Raw genomic sequence first — 14,468 nt, 5'->3', positions numbered from 1 at the left:
ATCGCGAGCAGGCTCGCTCCCACATGGGTTCTGTGGCGCACTCGGACTACTGTGGGAGCGAGCCTGCTCGCGATGGGGCCAGCCCGGCCAGCACAACCAGGCTGACACAGCGCACGCTCACTCCCACAATCGTCCCGCCCTTGCTACAACTCAATACTCATTCCGTCGTAGGCCACTTCAATCTTTCGGCGTACAAGTTCGGCCCGCTCTGGTGAATCTTCATCAAGAATCGGATTGGTATTGTTGATGTGGATAAGGACCTTACGCGGTCCGGGCAGTTGCTCCAGCACTTCGAGCATGCCGCCGGGACCGTTCTGCGCCAGGTGGCCCATTTCCCGCCCGGTACGGGTGCCGACGCCGCGACGCTGCATCTCATCGTCGTCCCACATCGTGCCATCCACCAACAGGCAATCGCTGCCAGCCATGATCTCCAACAGTGCTTCGTCCAACTTGCCCAGGCCTGGCGCGTAGAACAGCTTGCCCCCGGTACACAGGTCTTCGACGATCAAGCCGATGTTGTCCCCTGGGTGCGGGTCGAAGCGGTGTGGCGAATAGGGCGGTGCGGCGCTGCGCAGGGGCAGCGGGGTGAAGCGCAGGTTCGGACAGGCCGGCACGGTGAAGCTTTGGTCGAGCTCGATGCGGTTCCAGCTCAGCCCACCGTTCCAGTGGGTCAGCATGTTGAACAGGGGAAAACCGCTGCTCAGGTCTTCATGGACCATGTCGGTGCACCAGACTTGATGCGGGCAGCCTTCCCGCAGGCTGAGCAGGCCTGTGGTGTGGTCGATCTGGCTGTCCATCAGGATGATCGCGCCGATGCCGGTGTCCCGCAGGGCCCGACCAGGCTGCATCGGCGCGAAGCCCTGGAGTTGGGCGCGGATGTCCGGAGAGGCGTTGCACAACACCCAGCTCACTCCGTCATCGGAAATCGCGATGGACGACTGGGTGCGCGCCAGGGCCCGCAGGCTGCCGTTGCGAAAACCTGCGCAATTGGCGCAATTGCAGTTCCATTGAGGAAAACCGCCGCCAGCGGCGGAACCTAGAATCTGGACGAACATGGCCGCTCCATCTGATAACCGAAATAAAAAACGCCCCGGATGACCGAGGCGTTTGCTGCGCGTTCAACCGACCGCAGCAATTAACGGCTGGCGAAGTACATGGTGACTTCGAAACCGATACGCAGGTCGATATATGCGGGTTTGGACCAGGACATGGAAATACTCCTTTGGTTGGGGTGGGACGGTTCAGATCTATACATATAGTCCACCTCCGTTCGGAGATGTTCAGATGCTTAGGCTGCTATGTTACTAAATTAAACAAAATTCCACGCCTCGATTCTCCGAGAAAGCTCATTGCAGACGCTGTAATGATCATTCCGCTATGTGCCAATGTTCATCCGGGCAGACACCGTTGCTCAGGCAATACCGGCCACCTTCGGCGTCGATCAGGCGTTGGGCGGCATCGAGCAATTGCTCGCGATTCAGTCCGGCGACCGCATCGTAAAGTTGCTCAAGGTAATCCGACGGGCGGCCGGCCAGTTTACCCTGCCAAAGCAGTTCGGCCGCTTGGGCGCAGGGCAGGGTGTCGCTGTGGAACTGGGAGGCGAGTGCCCGTTGTTGGCCGAACAAGGTCGAATCGTCGATCTGCCGGATCAGTTGCGGTAGCGCTTCCAGGAACTGTTCCATGTGCGTGATCAATTCAGTCGCCGAGGCGCTGGGCGACTGGACACCGAACAGCAGACCGGTTTGCCCATCGATCTGCCTCAATCCGCTGAACACCGCGTAGCCCAGCTGCAACTCGACCCGCAGGCGTTGGTAGAACGGCGTCTGACACAGCTGTGCCAGTAACCGCCAGGCGGCTTCGTTGGGCAACGCCAGGGTGGGTGTCGGACAAAACAGCAACACGGCCTGCTCGTCGCCCTGGGTCGGCAACCTGTGCCAGATACGCTGCGCCAAGAGCGGCGCCGGCTTGACTGGCTGGGCGGCAATGCCGGGGACCCTGGCCAGGGCAGGCCCCATGGCGCCCTGGGCTGTTTCAGAAAGGCCGATGGCCAAGCCGTCCCATTCGGCGGTCGCCCACAGGCTTTGGTCGCTGTCGGGCCGTGGCCTGGTTTCTGGTGGAGACGACGGTCGACAGTGATCCGCCAGCGCCTGCAACAAATGTCGAATCGGCATCAGCGGAGTTTCGTCTACAGCGTTGGGCAGCGGCTCCCCCAACTTTGTCAGGACCTGTTCGAGCACCAGCGGTATCGGTGCCTGCAAACCGATCAGCTTCAGCAGGCTTTGGTTTCCGGAGATCTCCATGGTGACTTCAACACCGGCCTGCCGGGCCTCCTCTCGCAATTCCTGCAGGTGCTGTTCCAGCCTGGATTGAAGACCGTGGGGCGTTTGAGCCGCCAGTCGCCAGCGCAGGTACACCACGCCTTCACGGGGGTGATCCGTCAGTCCCTGTCTGAATTGCATGGGTGAGCGGTCGCGTCGCCCCCGGGAGCGGTCCTGGGCGAAGGTCCGTAAACCGCGGTGGGCGCTTGTCTGACCGCGTATCAGACCGGCGCGGGGTGGCTCGATGGCCGTTTGCAGGAACGGGTTGGGCGCGGGTAGTTGCCATTTTTCAGTGATGTGAGTCGCAGGGTGCAGTTGCCTGAGGATTTCCCGGAGTCGCTCGAGGTCATTCTGCAACAGGGGCTCTTCCCGACTTTCACTGTCCGAGCGGGCCAGTTGCAGCGCCGATCCTGTGGCTTGCCGGCAATGGAGCAGGGCGGTCAACTCCTTGCGCAAGGACGCCCAGTCATCCTGGGCGGCAAAAAATCCCAACCAGTCGCGCAGCAACGGCTGTATTTCGTCGTGCCGTTGAGGCTCGTCGAGCTTGAGTTCGATGTGCAGCAGCGCCTGTCCGTCAAATTCATACAACGGCGTGGCGTTGAGGCTGTCAGCCAGACCACGTTGGCGCAACGTGGCCAGCAAGCCGCCCGGTTTGCCGGTGTTCAGCCAGGTGCAAAGAAAATCCAAAGCTTGGGGTGAAGCGCTGGGCAGGTCTTCGAAGGCGAATAGCAGATCGAGGCGACGGTCGCTGAGCTGTTGATAACCGGTATCGGCCGATTCCATCAGTTTCGGTGGTGACTGCCGGGCAGCTACGTCGCCGGCGGGCAGGTCGTTGCCGAATGATTCTGCCAGAGCGCTCAACTCATCGAGGCTTTGCGGGCCAACCAGGCTCAGGGTCATTTGGCCGTTGTGGTAGAACCCTCGATAAAAGTCCTGCAGTGCCGTCTGGAATTCAGGCTGCGACACGGCCAGGCTGTCACGGTTGCCGGCGTGAAAACCCCGCAGCGGGTGGACCATCGAGAGGCCTTCCAGCAGGGAAATCTGGCGCTGGGCCGCCGGGTCCTGGGACCAGGCGATGAACTCCGCCTGCAACACTTCTCGTTCCCGCAACTGGTCGGCTTCGTCCAGGCGCGGATGGACAAGCATGTCCTGCAACCGGTCCAGTCCGCCGGCGAAGGCGGCAGGCGGCAGCTCGATGAAAAAGTCCGTGGTGCGTTCGCTGGCGCGTGCGTTGACCTGGCCGCCATGCCGTTGCACGTAGGCCATCAAATGTTCTCCCGCAGGAAAACGCTCAGTACCGAGGAAGAAAAGGTGCTCAAGGAAGTGCGCCATGCCCGGCCAGGCCAATGGCGCATCATGGCTGCCGGCGGCTACCCGCAGCACGGCCGCGCTGCGTTTGAGACCGGCTGCATGACGCAATGTCACCTTCAGGCCATTGACCAGGGTTTCAGTGGAGGGGCGGAGGGAGTCGGGGGCCGGCATGAGCGCTTCCAAGGCAGAGATGCGCTCATGCTAGCGGATTGCAGGATGTTCTCAATCAGTGCTTGTGCAGGTCGCCGTAAAGCTCAGGACGGCGGTCATGCAAGTAGTTGTAGGCTGCGCGGGAGTTTTCCATCAATTGACGGTCCAGCTCCCCCACGATCAAGGCTTCATCCAGCCCCGCAAGGGCGGGACGGCTGCCATCCGGTGCGGCAATGCTGCTTTGGCCGCAATACTGCAATTCACCTTCATGGCCGCAGTAATTGGCGTAGGCCACGAAACACTGGTTCTCGATAGCCCGGGCGCGCACCGTAATGTCGGCGATGAACTCGTAGGGCAGCATGTTGGCGGTCGGTACCAGGATCAATTCGGCGCCGGCCAGGGCCAGGCGTCGAGCATTCTCCGGGAACTCCAGGTCGTAGCAGATCAGGAAACCGAGCTTCCAGCCGTTGAGGCTAACGATCGGCAGTGAATCATCGCCCGCGCTGAACATCGCATGATCGAGGTCACCGAACAGGTGGCTCTTGCGATAGTTGGCCAGGCGCTCGCCCTGGGCGTCGATCAGTTGGACCGAGTTGTAGATCTGCCCGTCCTCGCTGCGCTCAGGGTAGCCATAGAGAATCGCCAGGCCGGAGGCCTTGGCAATGCGACCGATCTGCTGCGCCCATTCGCCGTTGTAGACCTCGGCCAATACATTTACCGCGTCGACGCCGATGTTGTAGCCGGTCATGAACATCTCCGGCAGCACCAGCACATCGGCGCCCCTGGCCTCCAGCGCCACCTGATGCAGGCGCTGCAGGTTGGCGACCGGATCCAGTGGCAGCGGTGGGCATTGATAAAGGGCTACGCGCATCGACAACTCCTTTTATTCGGGCCGTTTCATTCAGGCAGTGCGATCGGACCGATCTCGTTGAATACATCACCTGGACCCGGGTTCTCGGCGTGAGTTTCACCGCCGAAGTGCTTCATGATTCCCCACACGGCATTGAGTGAGGTCTGTACCGCGCCTTCAACCCAGGCTGGTGTCCATGAGACGTCATCGCCAGCGATAAAGATCCCGCGTTGTTCAGCCGGCATGTCGTCTTGCATGAAATGCGCGTACATACGCTGGTTGTAACGATAGTGACCCGGCAAGGCGCCCTTGAAGGCGCCGAGGAAGTGCGGGTCGGCTTCCCAGGAAACGGTGATCGGATCGCCGATGATCCGGGCGGCGATGTCCACCTTGGGGTAGATTTTCTTCAGGGCATCGAGAGCCAGCTTCACGCGCTTTTCCACGGGATGAGGCAGCATTTTCAGCGCATCACTCATCCAGGAGTAAGACAGGCAGATGACGCCTGGCTTGTCATCGCCGTTGTCGAACAGGTAGGTGCCGCGCGTGAGGCGGTCGGTGAGGGTCATGCTCATCAGGTCGCGGCCGGTTTCCGGGTCCTTGTCCTTCCAGAACGGGCGGTCGACCATGACAAAGGTCTTCGATGATTGCATGTAGCGGGTGCGGTCCAGGGCCATCCACATCTTCTGCGAAAACAGCGCCTCTTCACATTCGATCTGGGTGGTCAGCAGCCAGCTCTGGCAAGTGACCAGTACCGCGGCATATTCCCGGGTGTCGCCCCAGACGTCCGTCACGCTGAACCGGCCATCTTCTGCGCGAGCGATGCGCTTCACACCGCTGCGGGGCGCGCCCAGGTGCAGCGAACTCAGGCTGGTGCCCTTTGGCCAATGCGCACAGCGCTCCGGCACGTGTTTCCAGATACCGTGGGGCACCTGTTCCACGCCGCCCACCACCAGGTGCTGGTGATCATCGCAGTTGGTCATCACCACGCGGAAGATTTCCAGCATCGAGTTGGGGAAGTCCGAATCCCAGCCGCCGGTGCCGAAACCGACCTGGCCGAATACTTCACGATGCTGGAACGAGAGCTTGGCGAATGCCTTGGAGGTGGCGACGAAATCATAGAAGGTGCGGTCGTCCCACAGCGGCACCAAAGTGTTCCACAACTCCTTGAGGCGCGACACGTCACGGGCGCGAATCGCTTGCTGGATCTCGCTGAAGCGCGAGCCGTCCTCCAGCGCATCGGCCCAGGCGTCGGCCACTTCCTGGAACAACGCGGGAAGGTCCGCCAATTTCTGCGCGTAGTAAGTCTGGCCCTCGAGGTCGATGACGGTGCTGCCGGAAGCCGGGGTCAACGGGTTGGGAAACGGCTTGGTTTCCAGCCCCAGCTTGTCGACATAGTGGTAGAACGCCGTGGACGACACCGGAAAGCGCATCCCCCCCAACTCGGCGACAATCCCTTCGGTACCATTGAACGCCTGCGAACGCAGCCGCCCGCCCATTTTCGAAGCCTCGTAGACCACCGGCTTGAGGCCCAGCTTCATCAGTTCGTACGCCGCCACCAGGCCAGAGATCCCGGCCCCGACGATTGCCACCTCGGCTCCGAGGTTGTCAGCCGGAATACTGCCCAAGCCGGCCGGATGCTCGATCCAGTCGTCAAAGGCGAAAGGAAAGTCCGGCCCGAAAATGGTGATGGGCTTCTTACCGTCTGCTGGGTGGCGATTGTGCTTGTTCATGGCTGACCTTGAGGGGCGACTCGACGCTTGCTCGCGTCTGAGTATAGGAAAGATGCCGGCCATTCTAGAGCGGGTTAAACACGTTAATAAGACGCAATGTGTCGTCGTTATGAATTATTAAACGTCATTTTGATGCGTTTAAAAGTCGTAATGACGAAGCGCACTTCCTTGTGGGAGCGAGCCTGCTCGCGATAGCGGTTTGTCAGCCCAGGTAGATGGTGGCTGGACTGAAGATATCGCGAGCAGGCTCGCTCCCACATTGATTCGGGTGGCACAGCCCTAGACCGGCTGCCCCCGATCAATCTTGCTGCTGAGGATGATGGAGGTGGTGGTCTTTTCCACGCCGTCCACGCTGCCGATCTGGTCCAGCAACTGATCCAGCTGTTCCGGCGAATCCGTGCGCAGCCAGGCCACATAATCGAACTCGCCACTGACCGCGCATAACTGCTGGACCTGGGCCATGGCGCTCAAGCGCCGTAGCACATCCTTGCCGGAGCGCGGTTGGACCTTGATGCCGACGTAAGCCTGCAGGCCGCCATCGATCACCCGCTGTCCAAGGCGCACGCCATAGCCGGTAATCACCTTGGTCTTTTCCAGCCTGGCCAGCCGGGAGGTTACGGTAGTCCGGGCGATGCCCAGTTGCCGGGCGAGCATGGCGACGCTTTCCCGGGCATTGATTTGCAAGGCGGCGATCAGCTGGCGATCGATTTCGTCAAGGACGGGAGGGCGTGTGTCAGACAAGTTGGGCTCCGGCGCGGGCATCGATGATGGGGCATGTTACAGGCTCTTGTGTTCGAAATAGTGGATGGCAGGTAACGCCAACGCTTGCCAGTACGGCGCCAGATGTAACTGCGAGGCCCCGAGCCAGAAACCGTCCTGGCAGACCAGCTGTTCAACGGGCAGTCGCAGCAACAGCGCCAATGGCAATGACTGGATAGAACCAGGGTCCTCATCGTCCTCCGCTTCCCAATCCCGTTCAAAACAGCGTATGAGCACCTGCTGGTCGTCGAAACCTTCAAACAGCGGACGGTTGCCCAACCATTGCGAATGCACCCGTAACGTGTGCGCTTGAACATCGAGTAGCAGCAATTGCCAGCCGCGATAGCTTCCACAAAGCTCTGTCACATCGGTGGCCATGCGGGTCAGCGCGAGATAGCGACCGTCTGGTGACCAGATCATCGAGGGCGCAAGGTCACTCAATGCGCAACCGGATGCGGTCAGCAGATGGCCACCGAGCCGCGGCGTATTCGCACGGACCCAGCTGTCGGCATATTCCGTCTCGCTGCCAAACAGCCACGCGGCATCTCCATGAGTGGGCGAGGGCTGGATGAAATCGCCCTCGGCGATGGCCGCTTGCGGTCGATCCACTAGGCGCCAAGGAGCAACGCTGCGTAACTGCGAATCGCTCACCTGCAACGCCACGGTGGTGTAGAACAGCCGGGATTGCTCGTCGGGATGAAAGAACGAAGGATCGCTGCCGATCGTCGGCGCAGGCATATTGAAGCGTTGCAGCGCGCTGCTGTTCAGGTCCTGGTCCAGCCGACCGGCGATCGCCGCCAGGCTCAGCAAGCCATCACGGAAATCGAGCAAGCGGGCCACCCACATGAAGGGCCCCTCCAGCACGCACCGCGCCTCCACATCGACAACGGCGGCATGAGTCGCGACAGTCATCGAGTCTGCAAAAGGCAACAGGGCCAGATAACGACCGCAGTCGGAAACCCGATGATCCAGCAGCCAACGTCCCGGCAACTGCCAGTCACCGATTTGACAGCGGTAAGCCCCCAGACCCTCAGTGTTGTCGCAAAGCCAGATCAAGCGAGCACAGATACCGCCCAGCATCGGCTGTGTCGCTATAAACGACTCACCTCGCCGGCCCTGGCTGTCCAGCGGCATGGCAATGCTCATCCGGGTCAATTGAAACTCGGCGACCTGCACCCGACCCTGGGCGTCATGGCCCACCTGTATGTCGGTGTCGCTGTGGATGCTGTCGAGGCGGTAACCATACCGGCCAAGGGACGGGCGCGGGTAGTCGAGGTACGACTCGATATACACATGGTGCTCGTCGAGGTTCGACACGTCATGCCAGTAGAAAGAGGGCTCGGCATCACGCTTCACCCACGGCGAAGGCAGGGCACGCCAGCCCTGGTCAACCTGCCACAACCAGTAGCGGTCACCGCTCGGATGTCCGGCTTCTTCCTGGGCCAGACACACCAGTGCGCGCTGATCGGTGCTCCATACCAGCGCGGTATCGGCGGCCATCAGCAGGCCGGACGGTTGTCCATTGACGCTGACGGCATAGCGCGGTGAACGCAATGGTTGCAAAGGCTGGGGCAGATCGCGAAAAGCCGGAGGCAAGACAATGTCACCTACCAGGCATTGTTGTCCGTCAGCGGAGCGCCGCTCGAAGGTGTGCGCGACATTGTCCGGATACCCGTCAGGTTCCAGCCAAAGGTCGGCAACGGGCACCAGATCGGCGGCGTCGGCGGTTTGCAGCAGTTCATCGATCCGAGTCTGGCGAACACTGTTGTCCACTAATGGACTGTAGCGACCGCTCAGGCTGTTGAGGTCCAGCGTGTCCAGCTCCCAGAACTCACTGTTGTCGCAGCGGTAGACCCGGCGTTGATGACGGTCGAGAACGAGCAGCCCCCAGCTCTGCCGGGACGGCACCGGCGCGGCGAAATAACGCCCATCGCTGGAAAACACCGCTGAGGAACCAAGGCCTTGCAGGAGCACCCCATCGGGAAACAGATAGTCGCAATAGGTCGGCCCGCCCATGGCGATTTCGCCGTGGTTGAACGTCCGGATCGGCTCACCTTCAGGGGTCAGTTGTGGCTCGGATCCGCCCCAGGCACTGGGTCCTTTGACAGGGGGCGACACCAGGCCGAGACGTCGCTCCCATTTGCTGACACAGGCGAGCCCGCCGATGATGGCGACGATTGCCACCAGAATCCCCCACCACTCGGGCAGCGCCCTGCCCAGGCTGAAACCCAGGCCAAATACGGCGCCGATCATCAACCGGGCACAACCCCGTCCCACCGATAAAAAGCCCAGGCGCGCCGCGATGCCCATCAACAGGCCGAAGAACAGCACCGTCAGCAAGGCCAGCGGGGGTGGCAGCACCGTGACGAAAAAGGCCGGCACCAGCAGGATGCCGAGTTGCCAGAACAGCTCTAGGAACAGTCGGGGGAGGGTGGGGGTGGCGATGATTGGCGTCTCGTGATGGTTTTTTGGGTGACGGACTTGGCGCGGATGGTTTTCATCATTCCCAGCTCGCGGAGTATTACTTCTGCTGCGCCAGGGGAGCAAGAGAGGACCGCTGCGAAATCCTCGTTAACAATTCGCGATGCGACCCAGATGGCAGGACGGCGGTTGGAGTGTCTAGGATTATTCCCTTGAGGTTATATATCCTGGGTGGCATATTTGAATGAAATGGGATGTTGAATACACAGATGAGTTTGAGATTTGGTGGAACCGTCTCGGTGAGAGTGAGCAGGATTCTGTGCAGGCCTCGGTAATGTTGCTGGGTGATGCCGGGCCTTTCTTGGGCTTTCCTCATACCAGCGATATTAAAGGTTCGCGTCATGGCAACCTTCGGGAGCTACGGGTGCAGCATGGAGGAAGACCTTATCGTGTGCTCTATGCCTTCGACCCGCGTCGCTGCGCCATTCTTCTGATCGGCGGAGGCAAGACCGGCCAGGATCGCTGGTATCACGAGTACGTGCCTTTGGCCGAGCGTCTTTATGACGAGCATTTGGAAGTATTGAAGAAAGAGGAGTTTGACAATGGCTAAGAAATTTGCCGATCTGGTGGCACGTCGTTCGCCAGATTCTCAGGTCCGCACGCAAGCGCTGTATCAGAAGTTACGGGCGGAAATGCCACTGCACGAGTTACGTCAGGCGCAGGAACTGAGCCAGGAAGCCTTGGCCAAGGCTCTGCATATCAACCAGGCGGCAGTCTCGAAAATGGAGCGTCGCACGGACATGTACATCAGCACGTTGCGTAACTACATCCGTGCCATGGGCGGCGAATTGGAGATTATCGCCACGTTTCCGGATGGTCAGGTCAGGATTGAAAACTTCTCCCATCAACCATAGTCGTTGGGTTTCCTGCGCATGCTCTTGTGCCGGGTTACATTTGAGCAGCGATGCTGTCCTTATCGAAGAGGAACTTGAAATCCAGAAACAGAAAAGCCGCGCAATGCGCGGCTTTCAAGTTGGTGGGCCCACACGGACTCGAACCGTGGACCAAAGGATTATGAGTCCTCTGCTCTAACCGACTGAGCTATAGGCCCTCAGTAGGCCGCGGATTATAACGACGGTTTCTCAGCTGTGCTATCCGAAAAATCCGATACGGTCATACGCAGAAACGTCGCGGCGAATTCGTCGGCGCCCAGGGGCAGGCTGACGATGTAGCCCTGGATCTGTTCGCAGCCTTCTTCGGCCAGGAATTGCTGCTGGGCCAGGGTTTCGACGCCCTCGGCGATGATGGTGAATTGCATGCTGCTACCCAGGGCAATGATTGCGCGTACGATGGCTGCATCGTGGGGATCGTCGGGCAGGCCGCGGACGAAGGACTGGTCAATCTTGAGGATGTCCAACGGCAGGCGCTTGAGGTAGCTCAGGGAGGAGTAGCCCGTGCCAAAGTCGTCGATGGCCAATTGAACGCCCAGTTTCTTGAGTTGGTGCAGCACCGTCAGGGCCTCTTCGGCCTGGCTCATGATGAAATTTTCGGTAATTTCCAGTTGCAGTAATCCAGGCTTGAGGTGGTTCTCCCGCAGGAGTTGTTCGATGCGTACCAGCAGGTTCGGTTGACGCAGTTGCGCTCCGGCCAGGTTGACCGACAGCGGACCGAGGCTGTCGTAGGCGCTGTTCCATTCGTACAGCTGTCGGCAGGCGCGCTCCAGGACCCAATCGCCGATCTGCAAGATCATGCCGTTTTCTTCCGCCAGGGGAATGAAGTGCTCCGGTGGCACCTCGCCAAACGTCGGGTGGGTCCAGCGAATCAAGGCTTCGGCGCCTACCAGACGGTTATCGGCGAGGCTGATTTTCGGTTGGAAAGACAGGGACAACTCGTTACGTTCAATCGCTCTGCGCAATTCGTATTCCATGGCTACGCGCTCACTGGCCTGGGCGGTGAGGTCGCGGGTGTAGCTTTCCACCCGGTTGCGGCCCTTGGCCTTGGAGCGGTACATCGCCGCATCGGCGTTCTTGACCAGTGTGGCGACGTCGCAGCCATCCTGGGGGTAGAGGCTGGTGCCGATGCTGGCGCTGATGAAGAACTCGTGTTCGCCGGCCTGGAACGGTGCGGCGAAACAGTTCAACAGCTTCAGGGCTATGTGCTCGGCATCGCTGGGCTGCTGCAGGCCTGGCAGCAGGATGATGAACTCGTCGCCGCCCAGGCGCGCCACGGTGTCGATATCACGCAGCTGTTCCCGCAGACGCACTGCGATGCCCTTGAGCAGCAGGTCGCCGACCGGGTGTCCGAGGCTGTCATTGATGTGCTTGAAGCGGTCCAGGTCCAGGAACAGCACCGCACCCTGCCCACCGTTTTCCTGCTGGTTGTTGAGGGCCGTCAGCAAGCGGCTTTCGAACAGCGTGCGGTTGGGCAGACCAGTGAGCGGGTCGTGGTGAGCCTGGTAGTCGAGCTTGGCCTGGGCGTGTTTGAGGCTGGAGATATCGGCGAAGACGGCGACGAAATGGGTGACCTGCTGATCACGATTGCGTACCGCGCTGATGGTCAGCCAACTGGGGTATAGCTCGCCGTTCTTGCGGCGATTGGAGATCTCCCCCTGCCAATGCCCCTCTGCCGTCAACTGGTGCCACATCGCGGCGTAGAACGCGCTGTCGTGCAAGCCGGAGGCCAGCAGTCGTGGCGTATGGCCCAAGGCTTCGGTTTCGCTATAGCCGGTAATTTCGCTGAAGGCGCGGTTCACAGCGCTGATGTGCTGCTGCGTATCGGTGATCAGCACGCCTTCGGCCGTGCTTTCGAACACGGTGGCGGCCTGTTGCAGTTTTTCCTGCATCAGATGGCGTTCGGTGATGTCTCGGGCGATGGTCAACATGCAGTCTTCATTGCCGATGGGCAGCGGACGGCTGGATACTTCGCAGAGCCGTATCTGCCCGTCGTTGCGCCGGATATGGCAGCTGAAGTCCTTGACGTAGCCGTCACGCTGCAGCAGATCGAGCATCTGCTTGCGCTCGTTGAGGTTGACCCAGATCCCCAGGTCCAGGGTGGAGCGGTCCACCGACAGGGCGCTGTTGAAGCCAGTGATGCGGCTGAAACCCTCGTTGACTTCAATCAGCAGGCCGTCGCTTTGTCGGGACAGCAGCAGACCATCGGGTGAAGCGTGGAACGCCTTGGCGAACTTCTCTTCGGAGGTTTGCAGTTGTTGTTGGGTTTCCTTGAGTTGACTGATGTCGCGCACCACTACGACCAGCGCAGGTGTCGTGTCGAGGTCGAAGGGCTCGGCGGAGATCAGCCCGGTGAACACCTGGCCGTTGCTGCGGCGAAAGGGCATCTCCAGGTTGCGGATACTCCCGGCCTGCAGACGCTGCAGCAGGCTTGGGCCAACGCCCTGGATGCCCCAGATATTCAGCTCGGTCGCGGTCTGGCCCACGACCTCGTCGGCGCTCAGGCCGATCTGTTCTTCGAAGGTTTTGTTGACTTCCAGCAAGCATCCGTCCAACAGACGCGCGATCACCAGAATGTCCGGGCACTGGCGGAACACCGAGGCGAATTTCTGCTCCGAAAGACGCAGCGCTTCCTCGGTGCGCTTGGCTTCACTGATGTCGATCATCAGCCCGCGCATTACCGGCTCATGACCGTGTTCGATCAGGCTGACAATGTCGCGAACCCACAGGCAGCGGCCATCGGCGGTGATGACTCGGTAATCGATGCAATGATCGCGTCCGGCGAGCACTTCATGATCGCAATAGGTTTGGGCACGGATAAGGTCCGCCGGATGAATGATGTTGCGCCAGAAGCCCGGGATCAGCCAATGGGCGAGGGGATAGCCAAGCAAGTCTTCGGCGTGGGGCGAGACATAGGTGTAGGTGAAGTCGCTGACCTTGGCTTCCCAGGCAATCGCCGAGAGGCTCTCCACCAGTCCGCGATAGTGATATTCACTGCTGCGTAGCTCCTGTTCCAGGTCGATTCGACGGGCGATCTCCGAGCTTAGGCGGCGGTTGATGCGAATCACCGCTGCCAGGATGCCCATCAAGAGCAGCAGTCCGGGCAGGCCATAAAGCAGCACGTCCGACCAGAACTGCCGGTAGTCGCGCACATTGCCGACCCATTTCTCCTGGATTTCAGCGATCTCGGCCGGGCTCATGTCGGCGATGACCTTGTCCAGAATGTTCACCAGTATTTGATTGTCGCGGGGAACGGCCATTGCCAACTGATAGCGATAGGGCGTCTCGCCGCTGACGTAAAGGCCTTCGAGCTTGAGCTGGCGAAGGCTCCAGACGCTGGAAGCAAGGTCGCCTACCACGGCATCCACTTTATCGGTTGCCAGGGCCTGCAGGGTTGAACTGACGTTGGGCAGCGCCACCAGGTTCAGGTCGGGGTGATGACTGCGTAGCAGCTCATGGGGGGCATAGTTTTCCACCACTGCAATCTTCAACCCGTACAGATCCTTGAGATTGTGAGGCTGGGCTCCGCCTCGATGGGCCAGGATAACGATCGGAAAGTCGAGGTAAGGGCGCGTAAAGGCCAGGAAATTCTGCCGTTCGGGGGTGGACATGATGCCCGGCAGCAGATCGATCTTGCCTTGTGCGACCGATTCCAGCACGGCGGTCCAGCTGGCGGGCTCAATGGGGGTAAGCGTGACTGCCAGTCGCTCGCGGATGATTTCAACGTAATCGGCGGCCAGGCCTTGATAACGACCTTGATCGTCGCGAAATTCGAACGGCGGCCATGAGGCATCGACGCCCAGGCGCAGGTCGGGGTGGTCCTTGAGCCAGCGGCGCTCTTCGTCAGTGAGCATCAACGCGCCAGCCGTTGCGGTCCAGGTCATCAGTGACAGCAAGAGCAGGGCCGTCAGTCTGGGCATCACGGTCTCGTCATGGCATAGGAAGGATGTTTCGAGTGTAGACGTGCAATGGGGCGGGG

The 14,468-nt window shown here is 60.4% G+C and carries 10 protein-coding genes and 1 tRNA gene; 2 read left to right on the top strand and 9 right to left on the bottom strand.

Annotated elements, in window-relative coordinates:
- Positions 1 to 143: 143 nt before the first annotated feature.
- From pqqB to AD665_RS18110, 7 genes are all read right to left on the bottom strand, one after another.
- Positions 144 to 1,055, bottom strand: a complete 912-nt coding sequence (gene pqqB / locus AD665_RS18135) for a pyrroloquinoline quinone biosynthesis protein PqqB (protein ID WP_024779400.1) — start codon at positions 1,053 to 1,055, stop codon at positions 144 to 146.
- Between the two features lie 80 nt (positions 1,056 to 1,135).
- A complete protein-coding gene (gene pqqA / locus AD665_RS27040) occupies positions 1,136 to 1,210 on the bottom strand; it encodes a pyrroloquinoline quinone precursor peptide PqqA (RefSeq protein ID WP_003177660.1) in 75 nt (24 codons plus the stop codon).
- A gap of 157 nt (positions 1,211 to 1,367) precedes the next feature.
- A complete protein-coding gene (pqqF, locus tag AD665_RS18130; protein WP_053193051.1) occupies positions 1,368 to 3,800 on the bottom strand; it encodes a pyrroloquinoline quinone biosynthesis protein PqqF in 2,433 nt (810 codons plus the stop codon).
- 55 nt (positions 3,801 to 3,855) lie between these two features.
- Positions 3,856 to 4,650, bottom strand: coding sequence for a carbon-nitrogen hydrolase family protein (locus AD665_RS18125; protein WP_053193050.1), 795 nt, complete (start codon positions 4,648 to 4,650; stop codon positions 3,856 to 3,858).
- Between the two features lie 26 nt (positions 4,651 to 4,676).
- Entirely contained in the window at positions 4,677 to 6,359 is a 1,683-nt protein-coding gene (locus tag AD665_RS18120; protein WP_024779397.1) for a flavin monoamine oxidase family protein, read from the bottom strand.
- Positions 6,360 to 6,638: 279 nt separating this feature from the next.
- A complete protein-coding gene (locus tag AD665_RS18115) occupies positions 6,639 to 7,100 on the bottom strand; it encodes an Lrp/AsnC family transcriptional regulator (RefSeq protein WP_024779396.1) in 462 nt (153 codons plus the stop codon).
- A gap of 36 nt (positions 7,101 to 7,136) precedes the next feature.
- The gene (locus AD665_RS18110) at positions 7,137 to 9,566 is read right to left on the bottom strand and encodes a sulfite exporter TauE/SafE family protein (RefSeq protein ID WP_053193063.1); all 2,430 of its coding nucleotides are present in this window, start codon (positions 9,564 to 9,566) and stop codon (positions 7,137 to 7,139) included.
- Positions 9,567 to 9,783: 217 nt separating this feature from the next.
- Between AD665_RS18110 and AD665_RS18105 the strand changes: the two genes are divergently transcribed.
- Entirely contained in the window at positions 9,784 to 10,149 is a 366-nt protein-coding gene (locus tag AD665_RS18105) for a type II toxin-antitoxin system RelE/ParE family toxin (RefSeq protein WP_024779394.1), read from the top strand.
- Positions 10,142 to 10,453: an XRE family transcriptional regulator gene (locus AD665_RS18100; protein ID WP_024779393.1), complete on the top strand. Its 312-nt coding sequence runs from the start codon at positions 10,142 to 10,144 to the stop codon at positions 10,451 to 10,453. The genes AD665_RS18105 and AD665_RS18100 overlap by 8 nt, the downstream gene beginning before the upstream one ends.
- A gap of 120 nt (positions 10,454 to 10,573) precedes the next feature.
- On the opposite strand, the gene AD665_RS18095 is transcribed toward AD665_RS18100, so the two are convergent.
- Positions 10,574 to 10,650, bottom strand: a tRNA-Ile gene (locus tag AD665_RS18095).
- Between the two features lie 15 nt (positions 10,651 to 10,665).
- The gene (locus tag AD665_RS18090; RefSeq protein WP_053193047.1) at positions 10,666 to 14,409 is read right to left on the bottom strand and encodes a bifunctional diguanylate cyclase/phosphodiesterase; all 3,744 of its coding nucleotides are present in this window, start codon (positions 14,407 to 14,409) and stop codon (positions 10,666 to 10,668) included.
- Between the last annotated feature and the right edge of the window lie 59 nt (positions 14,410 to 14,468).

It is taken from the genome of Pseudomonas corrugata (assembly GCF_001269905.1).
Classification (GTDB): domain Bacteria; phylum Pseudomonadota; class Gammaproteobacteria; order Pseudomonadales; family Pseudomonadaceae; genus Aquipseudomonas; species Aquipseudomonas corrugata.
The sequence above is the reverse complement of the archived record's forward strand: the minus strand, read 5'-3'. Positions and strand labels throughout refer to the sequence as shown.